Consider the following 2036-nt stretch of genomic DNA (forward strand, 5'->3'; position numbering starts at 1 on the left):
CTTAGCTGTGAAACTCAAATGCGTTACCCCTGATTGTGGGGCTTCTTTTTCACGGCTATTGCCATTTTGTAGGTACCTTTGTAAAAGTATTTAATAGGAGAGGGTGTACTCCTTGAGCTTTTCCCGCATACCTCTCTGCTCTGAAAGCCTATTAAGTCATGAATTACAGTCTACTTGACTTCCTCAGCCTGCTTGGGTCCCTCGGTCTCTTCCTCTACGGGATGAAGATCATGAGTGAGGGTCTGCAGAAAGCTGCCGGAGATCGCCTCCGCTCGCTGCTCTCGGCCATCACCTCCAATCGCTTCCTCGGTGCGCTCACCGGGCTCTTCATCACCGCGATGATCCAGTCCTCCTCGGCTACGACGGTGATGGTGGTGAGCTTCGTGAATGCCGGGCTCCTCAACCTCACGCAGGCGATAGGCGTCATCATGGGTGCCAATATCGGTACCACGGCGACGGCGTGGGTCATCTCGCTACTGGGATTTAAGGTGGAGATAAGTGCCTTCACGATACCGATGATGGCGATAGGCATCCCACTCATATTCTCTAAGAAAAGCAACCTCAATGCCATAGGAGAGTTCATCTTCGGCTTTGCGTTGCTTTTTTTGGGTCTTGAGTTTCTCAAGAACTCTATGCCCGACCTGCAGAGCAGTCCCGAGGCGCTCGCCTTCCTCTCCAAGTACACCGGGATGGGCTATGGGTCGATCCTGATCTTCCTCCTTATCGGTAGTGTCTTGACGCTGATCGTCCAGTCGTCCAGTGCGATGGTGGCGATCACGCTCGTGATGTGTGCTCAGGGGTGGATCCCCTTCCACATCGGTGCGGCGATGATCCTCGGAGAGAATATCGGTACCACGATCACAGCCAACCTCGCTGCTCTGAGCGCCAATACGACCGCCAAGCGGGCTGCCTTCTCGCACCTGCTCTTCAATGTCTTCGGCGTCCTTTGGGTGCTGATCCTCTTCTTCCCCGTCACTAACCTCGTCGCCTCGATGGTGGTGAGCGGTGGGGGAGCCGACCCGAGGGAGCTGTATGACTACATAGGCTCGCTGGGGAGTCGCTTTACGAGCGACCAGATCAGCCTGATGACCGGTGGCGAGACGCTGACCGACCCGGAGATGAGTGCAGTGCAAGGGCAGATACTCTCCTACGTCAGCGCAGTAAGTATCGGGCTCTCGCTCTTCCATACCTGCTTCAATGTCACCAATATGCTGCTCATGATCTGGTTTATCCCCCTCTATGCCAAGATCTGCGAGCAGGTGATCCGCCCGGCGAAGAAGCATGGGGGGAATAAGGAGTACAGCCACCTCCAATTTGTCTCCGCCCCGCTGCTCTCCACCGGTGAGCTCTCTCTCCTGCAGGTGCAGCGAGAGATGGGGATCTACCTCGGTCGGATCCGCACGATGCTCGCCATGGTGCGGGAGCTCTACTTAGAGGAGGATCCGGGGCGCTTCACGCAGACCTTCACGCGACTGGAGAAGTATGAGAATATCTGTGACCGGGTGGAGATCGAGATCGTAGACTTCCTCACCCGGCTGAGTACCAACGACCTCTCCAAGGAGACCCACCACGACATCCAGGCCTATATGCGCTGTGCCACCGAGATCGAGAGTATGGGTGACTCCTGCTTCAATATCGGTCGAGCACTGCGTCGCCAGCGCGGCAACTCCGTCGAGATGGCTCCTGAGCTGGTCGCCACGCTCCTTGAGCTCCATACCCTCTGCGAGCAGATCCTCGACAATACCGTCGCCACCGTGGAGACCTATCCGAGGGATGAGTCTTTCTTTTACAAGGCGCAGAACCTTGAGAATGAGATGAACAACCGACGGGATGCTCTCGAGAAGCAAAATATTGCAGACGTCGGTGCGCTCAAGTATCCCTACGAGGCCTCCGTCTACTACGTTGACGACATCGATGAGTACGAGCACTTCGCCGACTACGCCATCAATGTGGTGGAGGCGCTGACCAATAAGAAGCACTAAGAGCGACCACCCATAAAAAAAGAGGCGTATAGGTCAAAATGGTGGGTGAAACAG

Annotated in this window: 1 protein-coding gene; it reads left to right on the forward strand. The window is 55.6% G+C overall.

What is annotated here, in order from left to right; all coding sequences use genetic code 11:
- Positions 1-158 precede the first annotated feature (158 nt).
- Positions 159-1982: a Na/Pi cotransporter family protein gene (locus HMPREF2890_RS02840; RefSeq protein ID WP_070465026.1), complete on the forward strand. Its 1824-nt coding sequence runs from the start codon at positions 159-161 to the stop codon at positions 1980-1982.
- Positions 1983-2036: the final 54 nt, after the last annotated feature.

Origin of the sequence: Porphyromonas sp. HMSC065F10 (genome assembly GCF_001808555.1) — a bacterium.
GTDB lineage: Bacteria > Bacteroidota > Bacteroidia > Bacteroidales > Porphyromonadaceae > Porphyromonas_A.

Bases quoted from the DNA above. Each gene is read 5' to 3' on its own strand.
- HMPREF2890_RS02840 (WP_070465026.1), top strand. From the start codon at position 159: ATGAATTACAGTCTACTTGACTTCCTCAGCCTGCTTGGGTCCCTCGGT.